This window comes from Kitasatospora sp. NPDC087314, from assembly GCF_044744365.1.
Lineage (GTDB): Bacteria > Actinomycetota > Actinomycetes > Streptomycetales > Streptomycetaceae > Kitasatospora.
The window spans coordinates 335,952-356,986 of sequence record NZ_JBIUYE010000008.1; the positions used below are offsets into that span (position 1 = coordinate 335,952).

Below are 21,035 nucleotides of genomic sequence, written 5' to 3' on the forward strand. Positions count from 1 at the left end.
TACTCCCCGGTCGCGGCCCGATCCGGTCCGAGTGCACCCAGACCGGGACGACTCAAGGCCGGCAGAACGGAGGGGTCCGCCGCTTCGGCCGCTCAGCTCCGGTCCGGCTCGCTCAGGCGGGTGGCGAGGCCGGCCACGGTCGGCGTCTCGAAGAGCGTACGCAGAGCGACTGTGCGCCCGACGAGGTCCCCGACCTTGTTGACGACCGCGACCGCCAGCAGCGAGTGGCCGCCCAGTTCGAAGAAGTTGTCCCGCACACCGACCCGCGGCACGGCCAGCACCTCCGTCCAGATCGCGGCGATGCGCTCCTCCAGCGGTGTACCCGGCGGCTCGTACTCGGCCGCCCCTGCCCACTCCGTCTCGTCGTCCGGCCGTGGCAACAGTGCGCGGCTGAGCTTCCCGCTCGGCGTACACGGCAGTTCCGTCACCGTCAGATAGGCCGCCGGCACCATGTAGTCCGGCAGCCTGTCGGCAAGGAAGGCACGCAGCTCGGCGGGGGGCGACGGGGCCTGCGCGTCCGGCACGACGTACGCGACCAGGCGCCGGTCGCCGACGCCGTACCGATGGGCGGCGACGGCGCACTCCAGCACCTGCGGGTGGCCGCTGAGGACGGCCTCGATCTCGGCGACCTCCACCCGGAACCCTCGTATCTTCACCTGGTCGTCGAACCGGCCGAGGAACTCCAGCTGCCCGGCGGCGTTCCAGCGGACCTTGTCGCCGGTGCGGTACATCCGGGCCCCGTCGCGGAACGGGTCGGGCAGGAACCGCTCCGCCGTCAGGTCCGGGCGGCCCAGGTATCCGCGGGCCAGCGGGGTGCCGCCGACGAACAGCTCGCCGGCCACCCCCGGCGGCACCGGCCGCAGCTCGGCATCGAGAACGTACGCCCGGGCGTTGTCGAAGGGCCGGCCGATCGGCGGCAATGCCTGCCACTGCGCGGGGTCCCCGCCGAGCTGGTGCGAAGTGGCCAGGTGTACCTCGATCGGCCCGTACTGGTTGAACAGCGTGCAGTCGGGCAGCCGAGTGAAGAACTCCCGGATCGCCGGGGTGGCCTGCAACTGCTCGCCGGCCGTGAGCACCGCGCGCAGCGACGGCGGGAACCGGTCGAGGCGCACGGCCAGCTCGGCCATGCCCTGCAGAGCCACGAACGGCATGAAGACCCGCTCGATGCGCTGCGTCTCGATGACGTCGAGCAGACGCTCGAAGTCGTGCCGGACCTCCTCCTCGACCAGGACCAGCGTCTCGCCCACAGCCAGCGTGGTCAGCATCTCTTGATAGAAGATGTCGAAGCTGAGCGCCGCCCACTGCAGGGTCCGCCCGCGGCCACCGGGGCCCTGGCGCTGCTGCCACCGCACCTGGTTGAGCAGTGCCCGGTGTGACATGGCCACGCCCTTGGGCCGGCCGGTGGACCCGGACGTGTAGAGCACCCAGGCGATGTTGGCCGGGTCGGCCAGGCTCGCCGGGCCGGTGGCGGCGGCCGAAGGGCTGAACGCCAGTACCGGCGCGGAGCCGTCCGGGCCGGCCTCACCGTCGGCCGGGCCGATCACCAGGCGCAGCGCCGCGTCCTGCGCGATCAGCTGCTGGCGGGCGTCCGGATAGGACGGGTCGATCGGGACGCAGGCACCGCCCGCCTTGAGCACCGCCAGGTTGGCGACCACCAGGTCGAGCGAGCGCCGCAGTGCGATGCCGACCCGCTCGTCGGGGCCGACGCCCAGCTCCCGCAACTGCCAGGCCAGGGCGTTCGCCTGCTCGTCCAGTTCACGGTAGGTCAGTTCCCGGCCGTCGAACACCGCCGCGACGGCGGTCGGTGTGGCGGCGACCTGCCGCTCGACCAACTGGTGCAGGCAGACGTCGTCGTCGTACCGGGTGACCGTGCCGTTCCAGAGTTCGAGCACCTCGTGCCGCTCTCCGGCCGACATCAGGGGCAGATCGTCGATCGGCACGTCCGGCGTGGTGGCCACCCCGGCGAGCAGGGTGACCAGGTAGCCGGCCAGGCGCTGCATGGTCGCGCGCTCGAACAGCGCGGTCTGGTACTCCAGCCCGACGCTCAACTCCCCCGTCTCGCTCTCTTGAGCGAAGAGCGTGAGGTCGAACATCGCCTTGCGCTCGTCCGGCTCGATCGGGGTGACGGTCAGCCCGTCGAGCATGTCGAACGGCTCGGCCCTCAGGTAGGTGAACAGCACCTGGAACAGCGGCTGCACCGCCAGGTCCCGCTGCGGCCGGAGTTCCGCCACCAGGCGGTCGAACGGCGCGTGCCGGTGCTCGTATGCCTCCAGCAGCAGCGGTTGGAGCTGGCCGAGCAGCCCGGCGAAGGTCGGCCGCCCGGCCAGGTCGGCCCGCAGGACGACCGGGTTGACGAAGTGGCCGATGTTGGCCTCGACCTCCGGGCGCGCCCGCCCGTCGACGATCATCCCGACGCTCACGTCGGTCTGGCCGCTCCACCGGTACAGCAGCGTGTGAAAGGCCGCCAGCAGCACCATGAACAGCGTGGCGCCCTCCTGCCGGGCCAGTCGGCGCAGCCCTTCGGCCACATCGGCGGGCACCGGCACCTCGACCGCATCGCCGTCGAGTTCGGCGGTGGCCACGCGGAGCCGGTCGGTCGGCAGGTCGAAGATGTGCGGTGCGCCGGCCAGTCGCTGCGTCCAGTAGTCCATGTGCCGCTTCGTCTCGGCGGCGTCCCGGCTGTTCTGCCACAGGGCGTAGTCGGCGTACTGCATGCTCAGTTCGGGCACTTCGGCCGGGGTGTCGGTCCGGTACGCCCGGTAGAACGTGCGCAGTTCCTGGTAGAGGTTGGTGTGCGAGGGGCCGTCGAGCACCAGATGGTACGAACGGAAGACCAGCACGTGCTCGGCCGGCGAGAAACGGATCAGCTCGGTCCGGAAGTTCTGCGCCACGGAGATGTCGAACCGGTACTCGGCGTACATCCGCTTCCGCTGGTCCAGCCACCGTTGCTGCTCGGCGGCGGACAGCTCGGACATGTCGAGAAAGGTGAAGCGAGGATCACCGGGCGGCTCCACGACCTGCACGCCGATGCCGTCGCGCGCCGGGAACGCCGTGCGCAGGATCTCGTGCCGTCGCATGATCTCGGCGATCGCCGACCGCAACGCCGCCACATCCAGGTCGCCGGTGATGCGGTGCAACGCCGTCTGGTTGTACGCCGCGCCCAGCACGCCCATCTGCTCGAGGAACCACATGCCCTGCTGGTGGTCGGAGAGCGGGATGACGTCCGGCCGGGCAGCTGGGGCCGGGGCCGGGTCGGCGAGCATGGTGGCGATCACCTCGTCGCGCCGCTCGCGAAGCACCGCCAGCCGTTCGGCGTCGAGCGCCCCGGCCGGCCGATAGCGCAACCTGCCTTCCTGAAGCCAGAGTTGTACGCCGGCCACGCGCAGTTCTTCCAGGAAGTCGGAGATCGGGATCACGGGCTGCCTCTTCTCGGCGGACCGCTCAGCGGGTGCTGAGCGGGCGCAGGTCGGTCCATTGCTGCGTGACGTAGTCGAGGCACGCCTGCCGGCTGTCTTCGCCATGGACGATCCGCCAACCGGCAGGTACCGCCCGGCGGCTCGGCCACAACGAGTGCTGTTCCTCATCGTTGACGAGCACCAGGAAACGACCTTCCGGGTCGTCGAACGGGTTCATCTCGACTCCTCTCTCACCAAGGGTGCGAACTCGGCGGCCGAGCAGCCCTCGTGGTGCGGCTCGGCCTGCTGCCGGGGGTAGACGAAGGGCAGCAGTAGACCCGCCATCGATGTGGTGACCAGCGCCATCAGCACCAGAAGCGAGTACAGGCGTTGATCGAGCAGGCCGATCTGGAGGCCGACGGCCAGGACGATCAGCTCGGTGAGTCCTCGGGTGTTGACCAGCAGGCCCAGCGCGACGCTGTGCCGGCGTGACACCCGGACGAGCCGCGCAGCCATGAAGGCACCCGCCATCTTGCCGCCGATCGCGATCAGCAGGATCAACAGCAGCAGGCCGAACTCCCCGGCGTCCATCCCGGACAGGTTCACCGCGAAGCCGGCGACCACGAAGAAGGCCGGCAGCAGCACGGTCCGGTTGACCCGCTCGACCCAGGGCAGTACCCGCTCACGCAGGTCGGCGGCGCCCGAGCGAGGCATCACCGCGCCGAGCAGGAACGCGCCGAAGATCTGATGCAGTCCCATCCACTCGGTCGCCGCGGACGACAGCCACAGTGCGCCGGCGATCGCGACCAGCAGGCCGGCGCCGTGGGTGAACCGAGCAGCGGACCCGCGCTTGCGCCCGGCCGGGCGGCTCGCCAGCCTGGCCAGCGCCGGTCGCACCACCCCGACGAGGAGGGCCACGAAGGGCACCACCAGCAGAATCCGCCAGGGGGGCTGGTTCCCGTGCGAGAGGGCGACCAGGACCGAAAGCATCGCCCAGGCGAGGAAGTCCCCGACCGCGGCCACGGCCAGTGCCAGACCACCGATGGGCGTGTCGATCAGCTGGCGGTCCGTCAAGATCCGGGCCAGTACCGGGAAAGCGGTGATCGACATCGCCGTGCCGAGGAACAGGCAGAAGAGAACCGCGGTCCTCCCGGACCGGTCGCCAACGATGCCGATCGCAAAAAGGCTGCCGAGAACGAACGGCACGACCATGGAGCCGATCGACAACGACAAGACGATCCGACCCTGCCCGCGCAGACGACTTTCGGCCAGATGCAGCCCCACAAGGAACATGAAGACGCAGACTCCGACACTGGCGATCGTCTTGAGCTCCGGACGGATCTCGGTCGGGAACAAAGTGCGCGTGATCACGCCGTGGAACAGGGACGGACCGAGCAGGATTCCGCCGGCGATCTCGCCGATCACCTCCGGCTGGCCGAACCGCCTACAGAGGCGCCCCAGCACCCGGGCGACCACGATGATCACCAACAGCGCCAGGAGCAGCGCCGCAGCCGTGCCGATAGCCACCGGTCCCATCCCTTCACCAAGCCCACTGTGTGATCGACAGTAGGCGGGACCGGTCAGGGCCGCGCAGTCACCTGAACCGGCGACAGACGCCCTCCGTCGCGCGGAACCATGCATTGCCGCTGCGACGTTTGCGCAGGTCAGAGGCTAGTGAACGCAATCCAAAGAAACGATCTTACGGTTGCCGTCAAGGCGGGTCCATGTCCCCGGTTGGCGCGACAAGCGGGCCGCCTCGAAGGGACTAATAATCGGTGGCGGTAGTGGATCACGGCCGCTTGTCCGGATAACGACTCGCTGCTCCCGGAGGCCGGACTCAGGCACGACCCACCTGTCATGCGCCCGCCGAACCGCTTCGTGGCAGCCGGCAACCATGGTCCGACTGCTACTCGCTTGACGATGGATGAACCCATCCAGCTATCTACAGGGGGAAGCATGCTTCGAGTTGATGTACTGGTCAACAATCCAGTCTATCTCGTCGGTCTCATGCAGGTTCTCTCCGATGAGGGGATTGCCGTCGTCTCGACCCGCCAGTCTCCGACCGAACGAGTGTCCTGGCTCGCCGACGCGGCCCTGATCGACAACGAAGCCCTCGGGGAAGCGGACGGCCTGGACGACATCGCCGAAACGGCCCGCACCACCTCGGTCCTGGTCCTGCTCAACAGTTGGTCGCCATTGGCCGAAGAGTACCTGCAGGCGGGCGCTGTCGGTGTGATCCACAAGCACCAGCCGAGCGAGAGTCTGGTCGCGGCGCTGCGAAACGTGACGGCCGGCACCCGGGTGCTGCCCGAGGGCCATGCCACGAAGCCCCCGGTGGAACGCCACGACCTGCTCACGTTGAACCTCTCCGCGCGCGAGGAACAGGTGCTCAGCCAGATCTCCCAGGGACTGACCCACGGACAGATCGCCACCCGGCTCGGCATCAGCCCGCACACCGTGGACACATACGTCAAGCGCATCCGCGCCAAGCTCGGCGTCGGCAACAAGGCCGAGCTCACCCGGGTCGCGCTGCTCAACCGGCTGGCGAAGTCCGCCGCCTGACCGAAGTCCTTCGCCAAGGCACCGTGGAGACCGCATGCACGCCACCGTTCGACCACCCGATCAGCAGGTCGCCAGCGAACTGCATGCCGTCGAGCTCCGTCGGCAGCGGGCGCTCGTCGACGCCGACCTGGATGTCCTGGACGAGATCTTCGACGACACTCTCGTGCACACCCACGCACACGGCATCACCCACACCAAGACGCAACTTCTCGAACACACCGCCAGTCGACGCCCCTATCTCGCCATCACCCGGGGCGAGTTGCTCATCCGGCTCGTCGGCGACGTCGCGGTCGTCACCGGCCAGCTCACCAACCTTCTGCGTACGCCGGACGGCGGCGAACGCACGCTCGCGGGCGTGGCGACGCAGGTCCTCCGCCGCCACGAACGTGACGGCTGGCAGTTCATCAGCTTCCAGATGACCCCGTTCGCCGAGCAGAAATGACGTCCTCCTTCGCGTTGTCGAAGGCGGGCACAGCCAGGAGGTATGCATGACCGGCACCGGCATGGCCCACGACGACCAGAACGCGCTTGAGAGAGGCCACCTACCGACCGTCACGTACGGGGTGCGGTGCGTGGGCAGGACGCAGGTCAACAACCCGTCGGGGGCCGGCCTCGAACGGCACATCTGCGACCTGGCCGCGTACGGGAATCACGCGTTCCTCACGGCCTATCGTGAGCCGACGTGTGAGCGAACCGGCGCCTACGTCATCGACATCAGCGATCCGCAGGCGCCGTTCGAGGTCGAAAGCGCGTTCATGGAGACGACGACGGGCAACTACGTCGGCGAGGGTCCGGGCGTCATCGAGGTCGACAACGAGTACTTCAGCGGTGTGCTGTTCGTTCACGGGAACGAGATCTACGCCCAGGCCCATGCGCCCGACCCGACCGGGCCGCGCCAGCGGGGCGGCATCAACATCTGGGACATCACCGACCCGGAGCACGCCCAGCTTTTGGCCGCCCACGCCGGCGACTACACGGACGTGGACGGCTCACCGCTGTCCCAGGCCGTCGAGGTCTACTACGTGTTCCCGTGGACCAACAGCTTCACGGGCCGCACCTACGTCGCCATGGTCACGGTGAAGATCACCACCGACATCTGCATCATGGACATCACCGACCCGCGCAACCCCACGATGGTCAACTCCCTGGACCTGCGGGTGCCGCCGTTCGGAGTCGGACAGGAGTCCCCCGCGGGCCTCAACTCGCTGTTCGGACACGCCGTCGATGTGACGCGGACCGGCGACCGCTACGTCATGAGCGCGACGTACTGGGACGGCGGATACGTGCTGCTCGATGTGACCGACCCGACGCCGGGCAACGTCTCGATGATCGCCCAGTCCTTCTACGCCGAACTGGACGAGGAGCGTGCGAAGCACGGGCACCAGGTCCCGCCGGAGGGCAACGCCGAACACTGCGCGCTCTCGCCCGACGCGCAGTTCCTGGTGGGCGCCGACGAGAACTACGAAGCGGTGCGCCTGCTCGGCACCATCACGTCGGGGCCTGACGCCGGTCTGGAGTTCACTGCGGCCTGGAGCCCGGACACGGCACCGATCGACGACAACGGCCTCTCCGGCACACCGGCTTTCGTCGGCAACGGATGCCCGGGCACGGTGCGGCCCGGCCGCGGGATCGCGCTCATCGAACGTGACGCTTCGCTGCTGACCGCCGGGTCGAATCCGGGGTGCTCGTTCCAGGAGAAACTGGAAGCCGTCGCCGCGGCCGGTTACTCGGCGGGCATCGTCTTCAACCGGCAGGGGCCGGACGCGCTCCACCAGTACCCCACGTCGGCCAAGGGACCGATTCCGCTGATCTTCGTCAACCGCCTGACCGGTCTGCGGCTGCTCGGGGTGACCGATGTGACCGAGGAGACGGCCGGCTCGACCCCGACACCGGACGCGCCGGACATTCCCGCGATCGACCTCAGGTCGGTGTTCAACGGATGGGGTTACCTCCGGCTGTTCAGGACACTCGTCCCGGCCGTCGGCAGCGGCTCCATCGAACAGATCGACACGTACGCCATCCCCGAGTCGCAGGACCCGAAGTACGCGATCGGCTTCGGCGACCTCTCGGCGTCCCACGTCGCGATCGATCCGGACCGCCGCCTGGTGTACGCCACCTTCTACTCGGGCGGGCTCCGCGTCCTGAGCTACGGCCCGGACGGCCTGCGGGAGGTCGGCGCCTACTGCGAGCCCGGCAACGACTTCGTGGGCGTCGTGGTCCACAAGATCGGTGGGAAGAACTACGCCCTGGTCACCGACCGCAACTACGGTCTCTACGTCTTCGACGTCTGACCACCACGAACACGGCGCTGGTGGCGGTCTTCGAGAAGACCCGCCACCAGCGCCGTGTTCTGCTCAGAGATGTTGCGGTACTACGGCCAGGCAACGCAGAAGGGGTGACCGGCCGGATCGGTGTAGACCCGGAATCCGGTGCGCGCGGCGGGATCGTCGGCCGACTTCACCAGCTGTCCACCCAGCTTGATCACCTTGTCGTGCGCGGCTTCGAGGTCATCGACGTAGAAGTCGAGATGAACCTGCTGCGAAGCCCCGTCCGGCCACACGGGCGGGACGTGGTCGGGCGCGAGCTGGACGGCCAGGTGCCAGTCCCCTTCGACCCAGACGTTGTGCCACGTGCCCTTCGCCTCGACCGTGCCGTCCAGCAGCCCCGCCCAGAACGCGCTTTCCCCATCGAGATCCGCCGCCTCGAAAACAATCGTCCGACGCCTGAAATCCACGAGCCACACCCTCTCCGTCTGAAGTCGCATCAAGCAGAATCATTCTGGCTTCTTCACCCGGCGAACAGCGGCTTCCGCGATGCCCCCTGTTTTGGGGAATCGCGCGAGCGGCCCGGCCCGCCCGCATCCGGCGCGGAGTTCGCCGACGGCCGCTAGAGTCGGCCCATGTCAAGCATTGGAGACGTGCCGCCGGAGATCCTGAACCGGCTGCGGCCGATCTGCCGGCAGCTGCCCGAGTCGTACGAGGAACCGGCCTGGATCGGCGTGCGCTGGCGGATACGTACGCGGACGTTCGCCCATGTCTACTCGCCGGACACGGATCGCATCCCGTTCTACGCACGGTATGTGACTGCCGGTCAAGAGCTGGTCGTCATGACTTTTCGGGTAACCGTCGACGACCTGCTCGGCCTGACCGCCGACGGTTTCCCGTTCTTCCGTGCCGACTGGGGCCACAACGTCGCCGCCGCCGTTCTCGGTGACCACACCGACTGGACCGAGCTTTCCGAACTGATCACCGACAGCTACCGCGAGATGGCCCCGAAGTTTCTCGCCGCCCGGGTCGACCTCCCGCCACCGGCCAGTTGACCGGCGGCGGGCCTCGTCGTAGTCCCCGAATTATGCGGCACTGCGAAGCTTCGTCTCCGGCGAGGGCTCCATAAAATCTGATCATGCGTCGACTCTTCGTGTATTGCACAGTTCTGGTCGCGGTCATAGGCGCCGCCGCCGCGCCGGCGAGTGCCTCGACCGCCGTTCCCCATATCCGCGGAACCAGCACGGTGCCCGTGTACTCGTACGCCGACGCGATCCGCGAGAGCGTCTGGGTTCAGACCCCACTGGACAACGACCACGACGGGGTGCCCGACAAGGTGGCGGTGGATGTGGTGCGGCCCCGGGCCGGCAACGTCCGGGTGCCGGTCATCATGACGGCGTCGCCCTACAACGCCAGCGTGGGCCGCGGTCTTGAGAAAGAGCGCAAGGAATACGACGCGGCAGGCACGATCTCCAAGATGCCCCTCTTCTACGACAACTACTTCGTGCCGCGCGGGTACGCCGTCGTCTCCGTGGACATGGCCGGCACCGGCCGGTCCACCGGTTGCACGGACACCGACGGGCGCGAGGACACGCTGGCCACGAAGGCCGCCATCGACTGGCTCAACGGACGGGCGAAGGCCACGTACTCCGACGGGTCACCGGCCGTTGCGACCGGCTGGACCGACGGCAAGGTCGGCATGGTCGGCAAGTCGGCGGACGGGACGGTGGCCAACGAGGTGGCGGCTACCGGCGTCGACGGGCTGAAGACCGTCGTGGCGATCGCGGCCACCTCCAGCGGATACGACTACGCGCGCCACAACGGCGTGGTGGTCGCCCCGAAGGCCAACGAGTACCTGTTCAACCTGGTCACCAGCCGCCCGGCGGAAGCCTGTGCCCAGACACTGAAGGAACTCAACACCGGCAGCGACGACGCGACCGGCGACTACAACGACTACTGGGCGGAGCGCGACCTCCGGCCGGACGCGTCGAAGGTGCGGGCCTCGGTCTTCCTGGTGCACGGCCTCAACGACGGCAACGTGATGACGGACCATTTCGCCAAGTGGTGGGAGGGGCTGAAGGTACCTCGCAAGATGTGGCTCTCCCAGACGGGCCACCTCGACCCGTTCGACTTCCGACGCGCCGAGTGGGTCGACACGCTGCACCGCTGGTTCGACTTCTACCTGCAGGGCCTGCACAACGGCATCGACCGGGAAGCGCCGGTGACCATGGAGACCACGCCCGGGACGTGGATCGACCAGCCTGCCTGGCCGGCCCCTGGCGCGCGGCAGGTGCAGGTCCGTCTGGGTGACGGCAACGGCACCACCGGCACCCTGAGCAGCCGCCCCGGCACCGGTGAGAAGACCTGGGTGGACAACCCCGATCTGGTCGAGGACGCCGCCACGGCCAACCCGAAGGACGCTGTCGCCGGCCGGGTCGCCTTCCTCTCCGAGCCGCTGACCCGCGACGTACGGATCTCCGGAAATCCGGCCGTACAGCTGCGCGTCCAGGTGGACCGGCCGACCACCGAGCTCAGCGCCCGGCTCGTCGACTACGGCACCACCTCGCGGGTCAACACCGTCTACCCCAACGAGGGCATCCGCACGCTGGACACCAAATCGTGCTGGGGTGAGTCGACCGCAGCCGACGACGCGTGTTACCGCGACTCCGTCGAGGACGTGGTGACCAGCGACCGCGGCATCCTGACCCGGGGCTGGCAGGACGCCGCACACCGGATCTCGTTGCGCTTCCGGGTTCCGCTGCAGCCCGGGCGGTGGTACTCGATCACGGTGCCGATGCAGGCCACCGACCAGACCGTCCCGGCCGGACACGTGCTGGGGCTGATCCTGCAGCAGAGCGACTTCGAATACACGACCCCGGCCACGACCGGCGCCACCGTACGACTGGACCTGCGCGGCAGCTACCTGACCCTGCCTGTGGTGGGGGGTGCCAGGCTGCCGTAGCCGAGGACAACGGCGCCGCAGGTCGAGGCCGCCGCGACCGCCCCGGCCACAAAGGCCGTCGACGGCCACAACTCCTCGATTCCCTGAGGAGGTTGTCGCACCACCATCCGGACCGGCGCCCAGCGGCTGCTCGACACGGCGGCGGGCCACGGCTCGTCGCCGGCGCCTTGGTGTGGGTCCACCCCGCCAAGGCGCCGGCGATGCTTCACACATCTTGAACGTGCTTCAGGATCACCGACTGCGCATCGATGACGGAGCGATTCCCCACCTGCGAAGTCCCGGTCTAGCCTGCTTAGGTACTGCTCTAGGCATTGTCTGACCGCGCATCTCACACAGTTGGACACGGTGGCAGATCCCCGTTCCCCGTGCGCGATTCACGCCCTTACGGATACGGAGGCAGGCTATTTATGTCCACTCTCTGCGTACACCATCTGATCGAGGCGCAGGCGGCACGGACGCCGACCACGCCCGCGGTCATGTCCTGTGACGGAGTCCTGAGCTACGCCCAACTCGACGAACAGGCTGGGCATCTGGCCGGCCTGCTCGTCGCGCGGGGTGTGCGCCCCGAGGTCCGGGTCGGGCTGGCCGTCGAGCAGTCGGCGCGCTGGCTGGTGACGCTGCTCGCCGTCTGGAAGGCCGGTGGCGTCTACGTCCCGGTCGACTCCGCGCTCCCCGCCGAACTGGCCGCCTCGATGCTGGCCGACGCCGGGGGGGAACTGCTGCTGCACTCCGGATCCGGTCCGGTGCCGACCGGTTCCGGCTTCTCGGTCGTGGAGCTGGCCGACCTGACCGGCACGGACCCGGTCGACGGCGCGACGCCGGCGATGTCGCCGGACAACCTGGCCTACTGCATGTTCACCTCCGGCTCCACGGGCCGGCCGAAGCCTGTCGGGATCTCGCACGCCTCGCTGGCCGGCCACGCCGCCGCGATCCGGGCCGAGTTGGACCTGAAGCCGACCGACCGGTTCCTCCAGTTCACCTCGATGGCCATCGACGCCTCGCTGGAGGAGGTGCTGCCGGTCTGGCTCGCCGGCGGGACGGTCGTACTGCCGGACGCGCCGCGCCCGACGAGCGTCGAGCTGACCGAGCTGATCACCGCGCGCGGCGTGACCGTGGTGAGCCTGCCGAGCGCGTACTGGCACCAGTGGACGGACGACCTTCGGGCCGGGGTGGTGGCGCTTCCCGAGACGTTGCGCACGGTCTTCATCGGCGGCGACAAGATCCGCATGGACAAGTTCGCCGCCTGGACGGAGGTCGTCGGCTCGCGACCGGTGGACTTCGTCGCCGACTACGGGCCCACCGAGACCACGATCAGCTGCACCACGTACCGACCGGACCCGGCGAACCTGCCCGACATCGGACTCGTGCCGATCGGCCGGCCGCTGCCCGGGGTGACCGTACACCTGCTCGACGACGACCTGACGCCGGTGGCCGACGGTGAACCGGGGGACGTGTGGATCGCCGGCTTCGGGCTGGCCCGCGGCTATCTGGGCGCGCCCGCGGCCACCGCCGACCGGTTCTGCCCGGACCCGTTCGGGCCGCCCGGCACGCGGATGTACAAGGCCGGTGACCGGGCCGCGCGGCTGCCCGACGGGAACCTGCAGTTCCTCGGCCGCTCGGATCGCCAGGTGAAGATCCGTGGATTCCGGGTCGAGCCCGGCCAGGTGGAGAACGCCGTGCGGGCCTGCGCCGGCGTACGCGACGCCGTCGTGGTCGCGACCGACGACCCGGTCTCCGGAGCGCGCCTGGTCGCGTACGTCGAGGCGGACGCGGCACCGGATGCGGAGGCCGCTCTCCGGACCGAGCTGGCTGGCCGACTGCCCGCCGTCATGCTCCCGGGGACCATCGTGCGGCTGGACCGGATCCCGCGGTCCCCGCTGAGCGGCAAGGTCGTCCCGTCCGAGCTGCCGCCGCCACCGACCGTCGCCGACCGGCCCGGCCCGGTCGCGCCGTCCACCACGGAGCAGACCGTCGCGGGCCTCGTCGCGGACGTGCTGGGCCGGGTGCCGGGCGCCGACGAGGACTTCTTCGCGGCGGGCGGCGACTCCCTGCGCGGACTGCAGTTGCTCAGCCGCATAGCCCAGGTCACCGGGGCGGCGCTGACCTTCGAGCAGTTGCGCTCGGACCCGACCGTGGCCGGCATCACCGCACTGGTGGACCGGGCGCCACGGTACGAACCCGGCGTGGGAGCCGTCACGCCGACCGACGAGCGCGACGAGTGGCGGCCGGTGTCCCGTGGCCAGGCCGCCCTCTGGTACCTGGACAAGCTGCACGGCGGCGCGGCGACGTACGCCGTGCCCTTCGGGTACTGGATCTCCGGTCCGCTCGACGTCGACCGGATGGACGCCGCGCTCACCGAACTGCTGGCCCGGCACGAGGCACTGCGTACCACCCTCGCGGAACGCGAGGGCCGGGTATGGGCCCGCCTCCAGCCGCCGGCGCCGGTCCGCACCCGAGTGACGGCGGTGGCCGACCGCGCCGCCGCGACACGCCGGGCCGAGGCGGATGCGGCCCGGCCGTTCGACCTGTCCACCGGCCCGTTGCTGCGTTCCTCCTGCTACCGGGTCGACGACGAGAACCACCTCTGGCTGCTCGACGTGCACCACAGCGCCTTCGACGCCTGGTCGCTCGGGGTGTTCCGGCGCGAGTTCGCCGCGCTGTACCAGGGCCGCCCGCTGCCCGAGCCCGCCGTGCGGTACGCCGACTACGTCGCCTGGCAGGAGCGCTGGCTGGCCTCGGAGGAAGCGGCCGGGCAGCGGCGCTACTGGACGGACCGGCTGTCCGGCGACGCACCGGTGGTGGAGCCGGGCCGGCCGACCGGGGCGCCGGGGCAATCCGGGTTCTCGATACCGCTCAGGCTCGGCGGGCTCGGCCCGGCCCAGGTCGAGGACGTGGCCCGAGCCTGCGGGTCGACCCCGTTCGGCGTGCTGCTCGCCGGCTTCTTCGCCACGCTGCACCGGATGACCGAAGGCGCCGACGACATCGTGGTCGGTGTTCCGATGGCCGGCCGGGGACGGGCAGGCACCGAGGAGCTGATCGGATACCTGGTGAACACCGTGCCGCTCCGCATGCGGTTCACCCCCCGGATGAGTTTCCGGGAGCTGGTGGAGCGCACCGATACGGCACTGGCCGAGGCACTGTCCCGGCAGGACCTGCCGTTCTCGGAGATGGCCGGCGGCATCTCCCAGGGCGCGGACGCCACCGAGAACCCGCTCTTCCAGACCATGTTCGTCCTGCAGTCCACCCCGGTGGACGACGACGGTGCGATCGACGGCCTTGAGATCACCGAACAGCTGATCCACTCGGGCACCGCCAAGGCGGCACTGACCTGCACGCTGCGGCTGGACACCGGCGGGGTCACCGGCGAGGTGGAGTACGCCGGCCGCCGCTTCGACCGCCCGTCCGCCGATCGCTGGCAGGACGCCCTGGTGACGCTTCTCGAGTCGGCGCTGGCGGACCCGTCGGCTCGGCTGGCCGAGTTGCCGCTGCTGCCGCTCGCCGCGGCCACCGCCCAGCTGACCGCGATCAACGCCGACCACCGGGACCGCATCGCCGCCGACACGCTGTTGCACGACGGCTTCCGCACGGCGCTGGCCCGCGACCCGTCCGCGGTCGCCGTGCAGGCCAGGACGAACACCGTCAGCTACGCCGAGCTCGACGCCCGGGCCGAGGCGATCGCGGCCGCGCTGGCCGCCACCGGCATCGGTCCGGAGTCGCTGGTCGGGGTCTGCGTCGAACGCTCGGTCGCCTCGATCGCCGCGCTGCTCGGGGTGCTTCGCGCTGGTGCCGGATTCGTGCCGCTGGACGCCGGATATCCGGCCGAGCGGCTGCGCTGGATCGCTGCCGACTCCGCGATGGCCGCGGTGATCGCGTCCACGGTGCCGGCCGGGCTGGAGCACGTGCCGGTCATCGACCCGGCTGCGGACGCCCCGGAAGGCGGACCGGATGTCGGGATCCACCCCCGCAACACGGCGTTCGTCTACTACACGTCCGGGTCGACCGGCCGGCCCAAGGGCGTGATCATCGATCACGGCTGCGCGGCGTCGCGGGTGGAGTGGATCGCCCGGCGCTACGAGCTGTGCCCGGGCCGCCGAGTGGTGCACAAAACCCCGCTGATCTTCGACGTCGCGATCTGGGAGATCTTCGCGACGCTCGGGGCCGGCGCGACGGTACTGCTGGCCGAAGCCGGCACAGAGACGGACGTGCCGTACCTGGCCGAGTTGCTCGCCACACCGGACACCGTGCTCGCCCACTTCGTCCCGTCGATGCTGGACATGTATCTGGCCACGGTCGACGCCACCGAGTACCCGGGCCTCGATCGCGTGCAGACGTCCGGCGAGGCGGTCCCGGCCGCGTTGCTGCGGCGGTTCGCCACCCACTTCGATGTCGAGCTGGACAACGCGTACGGCCAGACGGAGACCTCGGAGGTCGCGCTGTGGAGCGGCCGTGACTGGCCGGACGGCGGCAGCGTCCCGATGGGCCGGGCGGTGAACGGCTACCGGCTGTTCGTGCTCGACGAGGCTCTGCAGCCGGTGGCCCCCGGCGTGGTGGGCGAGCTCTACGTCGCGGGCGTGGACGGCCTGGCCCGCGGCTACCTCGGCCGGCCGGACCTCACCGCGGAACGGTTCCTGCCGCACCCCTGGCCCGTGACGCCGGGAGAGCGGCTGTACCGCACCGGCGACCTGGCCGTCCGGGACGACGACGGCCTGCTGCACTACGCCGGGCGGTCCGACGGCCAGGCCAAGGTCCGGGGCGTACGGGTGGAGCCCGGCGAGATCGAGGAGGTGCTGCGCGGCCACCCGGCGGTCGAACAGGCAGCCGTGCGGATCCGGGAGAACGAGCCCGGCACCAAGGAGATCGTCGCCTATCTGGTGGGACCCGATGCTGCCGTCCCCGACGTGGCGGAGTACGCGACCGGCTACCTGTCCCGGTACCTGTTGCCGGCGGTGTACGTGAAGCTGGCCGCGCTGCCGCTCACCCCGTCCGGCAAGGTCGACCGGCAGGCACTGCCGGCGCCGACCGCGCAGGATCGCGGGGCACGCGCCGGGATCTCGGAGGCCGCCTCGCTGATCGAGTCGCAGCTCGCCGAAGTGTGGCGCGAACTGCTGAACATCGAGGAGATCGGCCGGCGGCAGAACTTCTTCGAGGCAGGCGGCAGCTCGCTGTCGGCCCTGCAAATGCTGCACCGGGTCAAGACCCGGTTCGGAGTGGCGGTCACCGTACGACAGTTCTTCAGCGCGCCGACGATCGCGGGTGTGGCCGAGTACCTGGAGAAGGCGCTGATCGCCGAGTTGGCCGCGCTGTCCGACGACGACGCCGCGCAACGCGACAGCCAGGAGGGATGATCTGATGACCGCACTGAACGTGGACAAGCAGCAGATGCTCATGAAGCTGCTGCGCGAGCGGAGCACCGCGACGCGGGGCCCGCACATCACGCCGGTACCGAAGGGCACCCCGGTGCCGCTCAACCCGCCGCAGGCGAGGATCTGGTTCTCCTGCCGCCAGTATCCGGACACCAGCGAGTACAGCCTGCCGGAGCTGCGGACCCTGGACCGGGCACTCGACCTCCCGACGTTGCGCGCGGTCACAGCGAAGCTGATGGCCCGCCATGACGTCCTGCGGGTACGGATGTTCGAGCTCGACGGTGTGCCGATGCAGCAGGACGACGGCCCGATCGAGCCGCCGGTGACCTGGCACGACCTGCGGCACCTGTCGGCCGACGAGGCGGAGGCGCGGGCGACCGAGAGCGGCAACGAGGCCGCTCAGCGCCCGTTCCCGCTCGACGGGCCGTGCTTCTTCCAGATCATCGGGTTCGCCCTGCCCGGCGACCGGACCATGCTGGCGATCAACTTCCACCACATCGTCATCGACGGGCTGTCCCGGGTGATGGTCGTCGCCGAGCTCGACGCTCTGCTGGCCGGTCGTCCACTCGATCCGGCCCCGCCGGTCGGCTTCCTCGACTACGTGGCCTGGGAGCAGGAGAACGCCGACGAGACGGCGGTCCAGCGCGACCTGTCCTACTGGACCGGAAAGCTGGCCGGCGACCTGCCGGTGCTGGACCTGCCGAAGGACCATCCGCGGCCGGCCAAGTCGAGGCGGTCCGGGGGCACCGTGCCGCTCACGATCCCCGGCCCGGTGCTGGCCCGCCTGCGGCAGCTGGCGGCGGACGAGGGGGTCACCCTGTTCGTCGTCGTCATGGCCGCGTACAAGCTGTTCCTGGCCCGGATGACCGGGCAGCGGGACATCATCGTCGGCGCCCCGCTGGCCGGCCGGGACCATGAGGTCGCCGAGACGATCATCGGCTGTTTCGTGAAGTCGGCGCCGCTGCGCACCGACTTGAGCGGCCACCCCACGTTCCGCGAGGTCGTCCGCCAGGTGCACGAGACCGTCCTGGAGGCCCATGACCACCAGGCGGTGCCCTTCGACCGAGTGGTGGCAGAACTGGCTCTGCCCCGACTCGACGGGGTGCAGGCGGTGTTCCAGACCATGGTCAACGTGCAGTCGACCGGAGCGGGCGGCACCGCCGACCTGGGCTCCGAGCTGGACACGAACGCCGCGATGTGGGACCTGGCCGTGAGCCTGTTCACCGACCAGGACGGGATGAGCGGCGTCCTGATCTACGACGCCGGCCTGTTCGAGAAGTCGACCGTCCTGCGCTTCGCCGACATCCTGGAGAGCCTGCTGGCCGAGGGTGCCGGGCAACCCGACACACGGGCGTTCGAGCTGCCGCTGCTCGCACCGGCCGAGCGGGAGCGCAGCCTGCGCGAGCTGACCGGATCCGAGCAACCGGACATCCGGTACCGGACGATGGCGCAGCCTTTCGAGGAGCAGGCCCGCCGTACCCCGGCCGCGGTGGCGGTCCACACCGGCGAAGGTGCGGTGAGCTACGCGGAGCTCAACACCCGGGCCAACCGGCTGGCGTGGGTCCTGCGCGACGCCGGAGTCCGGCCCGGCACGGTCCTGGCGCTGTGCCTCGCCCACGGCGCCGACCAGATCGTCGCCCGGTACGCCGCGGCCAAGCTCGGCGCCCCGTACACGGCGATCGCGCCGGAGCAACTGGCCGGCGCCGCTCCGGACGTGGTGATCACCGATCGGGCGACCGCGGCTCAGGTGCCGGCCGGATCGTGGCGGGTGGTCTCGTTCGTGGACGCCGAGCGGTGGGCCGAGGCGCTCACCGACGACCCGCCGGCCCCGGAAGCCGGGTACGACCTGCTCCGCCTGGTCCGCGTCCCCGGCCGGCCGGGGACCGTCGCCCGTCCCGTCGCCGGGGAGCTGGCCGAGGTGGCGGAACTGCAGCGCAGCCATCCCCTCGGCGCCGGCGAGGTGGTGCTCCCGGAGACTCCCGACGGCGCGTTCTGGCCGCTGTCGTACGGCGGCACGGTCACGCTCTGCCTGCCCGAGGTGCACCAGGACCCGCGGACCCTGCTGGAGCACGTCGACACGTACCGCGTCACCACCCTGTGGACGACGCCGTCGGTGCCGCTGGACGGCTCCGGCGGCAGGTCGCTGCGCCGGGTCTTCTGCGGCGGCGAACCGGTGACCGTCTCCGGCTTTCCGGGCGAGGTCATCACGTGGCAGGGATGGCCGGACACCGGCCGGGTCACCGAGAAGGGCCGGCGACTGGCCCACCGCGCCCTGTACGTGCTGGACGAGACGCTGGAGCCGGCGCCGGTCGGCGTCGTCGGCGAGCTGTACGTCGGCGGGGCCGGCTCGGCCCGCGGTTACCACGGGCTGTCGGCACCGACCGCGGAGCAGTTCGTGGCCGACCCCTTCGGCGTGCCCGGCGCACGCATGGTGCGCACCGGCGAACTCTGCCGACGCCGCGAGGACGGTGTGCTGGAACACCTGGGCCCGGTCGACCGGCAGATCACGGTCCACGGCATGCGCATCGATCGGGCCACCGTCGAGGCGGCCTTCACCGGCCAGGGCGGGGTGGCCCTGTGCGCGGTCACCGCGGCGCCGGAGGGCGGCCTCGCCGCCTTCGTGGTGCCGGCCGGTGGCCGGAGCCTGTTGGCGACAGAGCTCGCCGACGGCGCCGCCCGGCAGCTGCCCGACTACCTTGTGCCGGGCAGCGTCACGGTGGTGGACCGGATCGTCCGCAGCGACGACGGCCGGATCGACGTCGCCGCGCTGCTCGCACTGCGCAGCGACGACGCACTCGTCGAGGTTGAGGAGTTCGTCGCTCCGGAGACCGAGCTGGAGGCCCGACTGGCCGCGATCTACGCCCGGCTCCTGCGCCGGGACGCGGTCAGTGTCACCGACAGCTTCTTCGAGCTGGGCGGCCACTCGCTGCTGGTGTTCAGACTGATCGAGGAATGCGCGAGCCAGCTCGGCCTGCGGCCGTCCGTCCAGGACGTCTTCACCGGCCCGAAGGTGCGCGAACTGGCGGCCACGCTGGGTGCGGCGCAAGCCGCGCCGGCGCTCGAGGGCCACCTGATCAACCTGGTCGAGAACCCCGGCGCGCCACTGGTGGTGTTCGTGCACGCGGCGAGTGGTTCGGCGCTGCCCTTCTACGAGGTGGCCCAGCGACTCGGCGGGGAGTTCTCGGTGTACGCCCTGCAGTCGCTGCCGGACGACGCGCCGGCGACGATCGAGGAGATCGCCGCCCGGTACGTGGCCGCCGTCGACGCGGTGCGCGGCGTCGCCCCCGTCGTGCTCGCCGGCTGGTCGATGGGCGGCTGTGTGGCGGTCGAGATGGCCCGGCACTGGCTGCTGCGCGGCGAGCGGGTCGCCGCGACGCTGCTGCTCGACACCTGGGCGCCGCCCTCGTTCATGTCCTCGGCGGAGGAGGCCGCCGAGGTGCGGGACGCGTGCCTGGCGCTCGACGTGCTGCGCCTGGAGGGCGCCGAGCCCGGCGCCGCCATGGCGCTGGCCGAGCTGACCGGGATGGTCGAGCGCAACCGCGCCGCATTTCTCAACTACTGGCCGGAGTTCTACCCGGCCGAGGTGGAACTGCTGCGCGCCAGCGACCCGCTGCCCGCCGACGCGCCGAGGTTCCCCGCGGGTTACATGGACGACGACCGCGGGTGGGGCGCCTTCGTCGCCGAACTGGAGAGCACCGAGGTCAAGGGCAGCCACCTGAGCCTGTTCGATCCCGAGAACGTGGACCAGCTGGCCACGGCGATGAGGGGCGCCATCACCCGGCGGATGGGTTACGAGGAGATCTGAGAGCCGGCGACCGCCGCCTGCAGCTCGGGGTACATCGACCCGTCGTACGGCGCGGCGACCTGCTTCATCGGCTCGGCGGCGATGTCGCCCGGCTGGTAGGGCCACCAGTTCACCAGGACCGTCAGCCGTTCCCGATGCTCGGGAACGGCCGGCGGTTCCTGGTGCACGTCGCGCCGGCTGCCGACGGAGTGCCACAGATGGCCTGGGAACGTGACATACAGGTTCTCGGCCGGGAAGACGAACTCCCGGTCCTGCGCCTCCGGCGACGGCTCACCGCCGAAGACCATCAGCGGGCCGTCGTCAACGTCGTTCAGATACATGACGCTGGACAGCATCGGGGACTCCAGCGCACCGGTCTCCGGATCCTCGCCGATGTCACGGTGCAGACCGAATTCGAAGTTCGGGGCGTACGGCGGAGACAGCCGACCGAGCCACCACTCGACGCCGACGGCGGCGGCCCGTACCTCGGCGGGTATGTGGTGCACGAGATGGTCCCGGACGGCCGCCTCGACCACATTGCGCGGCGGCGTCCCCAGCGGATACCAGAAGGTGTAGTGATAGGGGCTGCGGCCGCCCAGGCGTTCGGGCCGAGTTGTCATCGCGACGGCCGAACGCAGCTGGTTCAGCGTCTCGGTGGAGAGCGCCTGGGCGGTGTGAGCGATGAGTGCCATGCCTCGAACGTTA

At 70.3% G+C, this 21,035-nt stretch carries 12 protein-coding genes; 7 read left to right on the plus strand and 5 right to left on the minus strand.

Annotated features, from left to right (window positions below; translation table 11 throughout):
- Window positions 1-92: 92 nt before the first annotated feature.
- Genes ACIO5E_RS20015 through ACIO5E_RS20025 form a run of 3 tightly spaced genes read right to left on the minus strand, consistent with a single transcriptional unit; the run spans window position 93 to window position 4,922 of the window.
- Complete coding sequence (locus tag ACIO5E_RS20015) at window positions 93-3,416, minus strand: amino acid adenylation domain-containing protein (protein WP_400669457.1); 3,324 nt, start codon at window positions 3,414-3,416, stop codon at window positions 93-95.
- A gap of 25 nt (window positions 3,417-3,441) precedes the next feature.
- Entirely contained in the window at window positions 3,442-3,633 is a 192-nt protein-coding gene (locus tag ACIO5E_RS20020) for an MbtH family protein (protein ID WP_395295468.1), read from the minus strand.
- On the minus strand, window positions 3,630-4,922 hold the full coding sequence (locus tag ACIO5E_RS20025) for a cation:proton antiporter (protein ID WP_400669461.1): 1,293 nt from the start codon (window positions 4,920-4,922) through the stop codon (window positions 3,630-3,632). The genes ACIO5E_RS20020 and ACIO5E_RS20025 overlap by 4 nt, the downstream gene beginning before the upstream one ends.
- A gap of 393 nt (window positions 4,923-5,315) precedes the next feature.
- Here ACIO5E_RS20025 and ACIO5E_RS20030 point away from each other — a divergent pair, with 393 nt between their 5' ends.
- Genes ACIO5E_RS20030 through ACIO5E_RS20040 form a run of 3 tightly spaced genes read left to right on the plus strand, consistent with a single transcriptional unit; the run spans window position 5,316 to window position 8,248 of the window.
- Window positions 5,316-5,957, plus strand: coding sequence for a DNA-binding response regulator (locus ACIO5E_RS20030; protein ID WP_400669464.1), 642 nt, complete (start codon window positions 5,316-5,318; stop codon window positions 5,955-5,957).
- 34 nt (window positions 5,958-5,991) lie between these two features.
- On the plus strand, window positions 5,992-6,399 hold the full coding sequence (locus ACIO5E_RS20035) for a nuclear transport factor 2 family protein (RefSeq protein WP_400669466.1): 408 nt from the start codon (window positions 5,992-5,994) through the stop codon (window positions 6,397-6,399).
- Window positions 6,400-6,445: 46 nt separating this feature from the next.
- The gene (locus ACIO5E_RS20040) at window positions 6,446-8,248 is read left to right on the plus strand and encodes a PA domain-containing protein (RefSeq protein ID WP_400669469.1); all 1,803 of its coding nucleotides are present in this window, start codon (window positions 6,446-6,448) and stop codon (window positions 8,246-8,248) included.
- Window positions 8,249-8,328: 80 nt separating this feature from the next.
- Here ACIO5E_RS20040 and ACIO5E_RS20045 read toward each other — a convergent pair whose 3' ends face one another.
- Window positions 8,329-8,721, minus strand: a complete 393-nt coding sequence (locus ACIO5E_RS20045) for a VOC family protein (RefSeq protein WP_400669472.1) — start codon at window positions 8,719-8,721, stop codon at window positions 8,329-8,331.
- Between the two features lie 153 nt (window positions 8,722-8,874).
- On the opposite strand from ACIO5E_RS20045, the gene ACIO5E_RS20050 reads away from it, so the two are divergent.
- From ACIO5E_RS20050 to ACIO5E_RS20065, 4 genes are all read left to right on the plus strand, one after another.
- Window positions 8,875-9,276 carry an MmcQ/YjbR family DNA-binding protein gene (locus tag ACIO5E_RS20050; RefSeq protein WP_400669474.1) on the plus strand — a complete coding sequence of 134 codons (402 nt, stop codon included), beginning with the start codon at window positions 8,875-8,877 and terminating at the stop codon, window positions 9,274-9,276.
- An 83-nt stretch (window positions 9,277-9,359) separates the two neighbouring features.
- Entirely contained in the window at window positions 9,360-11,183 is a 1,824-nt protein-coding gene (locus ACIO5E_RS20055) for a Xaa-Pro dipeptidyl-peptidase (RefSeq protein ID WP_400669477.1), read from the plus strand.
- A 407-nt stretch (window positions 11,184-11,590) separates the two neighbouring features.
- Window positions 11,591-16,528, plus strand: a complete 4,938-nt coding sequence (locus tag ACIO5E_RS20060) for an amino acid adenylation domain-containing protein (RefSeq protein ID WP_400669480.1) — start codon at window positions 11,591-11,593, stop codon at window positions 16,526-16,528.
- Window positions 16,529-16,532: 4 nt separating this feature from the next.
- Window positions 16,533-20,351: a condensation domain-containing protein gene (locus tag ACIO5E_RS20065; RefSeq protein WP_400669483.1), complete on the plus strand. Its 3,819-nt coding sequence runs from the start codon at window positions 16,533-16,535 to the stop codon at window positions 20,349-20,351.
- Here ACIO5E_RS20065 and ACIO5E_RS20070 read toward each other — a convergent pair.
- Entirely contained in the window at window positions 20,336-21,022 is a 687-nt protein-coding gene (locus ACIO5E_RS20070) for a hypothetical protein (protein WP_400669486.1), read from the minus strand. The two genes, ACIO5E_RS20065 and ACIO5E_RS20070, sit on opposite strands and share 16 nt — an antisense overlap.
- Between the last annotated feature and the right edge of the window lie 13 nt (window positions 21,023-21,035).

What these genes read in the sequence shown, in the direction of transcription:
- ACIO5E_RS20060 (WP_400669480.1), top strand. Translation starts at nt 11,591, where the DNA reads ATGTCCACTCTCTGCGTACACCATCTGATCGAGGCGCAGGCGGCACGG.
- ACIO5E_RS20055 (WP_400669477.1), top strand. Translation starts at nt 9,360, where the DNA reads ATGCGTCGACTCTTCGTGTATTGCACAGTTCTGGTCGCGGTCATAGGC.
- ACIO5E_RS20045 (WP_400669472.1), bottom strand. Translation starts at nt 8,721, where the DNA reads ATGCGACTTCAGACGGAGAGGGTGTGGCTCGTGGATTTCAGGCGTCGG.
- ACIO5E_RS20065 (WP_400669483.1), top strand. Translation starts at nt 16,533, where the DNA reads ATGACCGCACTGAACGTGGACAAGCAGCAGATGCTCATGAAGCTGCTG.
- ACIO5E_RS20040 (WP_400669469.1), top strand. Translation starts at nt 6,446, where the DNA reads ATGACCGGCACCGGCATGGCCCACGACGACCAGAACGCGCTTGAGAGA.
- ACIO5E_RS20070 (WP_400669486.1), bottom strand. Translation starts at nt 21,022, where the DNA reads ATGGCACTCATCGCTCACACCGCCCAGGCGCTCTCCACCGAGACGCTG.
- ACIO5E_RS20030 (WP_400669464.1), top strand. Translation starts at nt 5,316, where the DNA reads ATGGATGAACCCATCCAGCTATCTACAGGGGGAAGCATGCTTCGAGTT.
- ACIO5E_RS20020 (WP_395295468.1), bottom strand. Translation starts at nt 3,633, where the DNA reads ATGAACCCGTTCGACGACCCGGAAGGTCGTTTCCTGGTGCTCGTCAAC.
- ACIO5E_RS20035 (WP_400669466.1), top strand. Translation starts at nt 5,992, where the DNA reads ATGCACGCCACCGTTCGACCACCCGATCAGCAGGTCGCCAGCGAACTG.